Source organism: Streptococcus sp. WM07 (assembly GCF_004570525.1).
Taxonomy (GTDB): domain Bacteria; phylum Bacillota; class Bacilli; order Lactobacillales; family Streptococcaceae; genus Streptococcus.
In genome coordinates this window covers 1-384 of the sequence record NZ_SPPZ01000276.1, presented here as the reverse complement: position 1 = coordinate 384, position 384 = coordinate 1, and the positions used below count along the sequence as shown (strand labels likewise).

At 57.8% G+C, this 384-nt stretch carries 1 protein-coding gene; it reads left to right on the top strand.

The genetic code is table 11. From position 1 onward, the window contains the following. Window positions 1-384, top strand: a 384-nt coding sequence (locus E4T71_RS09240; protein WP_228062406.1) for an alanine--tRNA ligase-related protein, incomplete at both ends; no start/stop codon positions are given.

The window sequence follows — 384 nt, the reverse complement described above, 5'->3', positions numbered from 1 at the left end:
CAACGACCCAACCCTGCTGTTCACTAACGCGGGGATGAACCAGTTCAAGGACTGCTTCCTGGGCCAGGAAAAGCGCGCTTATACCCGCGCGACCAGCAGCCAGAAGTGCGTACGCGCCGGCGGCAAGAACAGCGACCTGGAAAACGTCGGCTACACCGCTCGTCACCACACTTTTTTCGAGATGCTGGGTAACTTCAGCTTCGGCGACTATTTCAAGAAAGACGCGATTACGTTCGCCTGGACCTTCCTGACCGGCGTGTTGAAGCTGCCCAAGGAAAAGCTGTGGGTCACCGTCTACGCGACGGACGACGAAGCGTATGACATCTGGACCAAAGAAGTCGGCGTACCGGTCGAGCGCATGATCCGCATCGGCGATAACAAGGG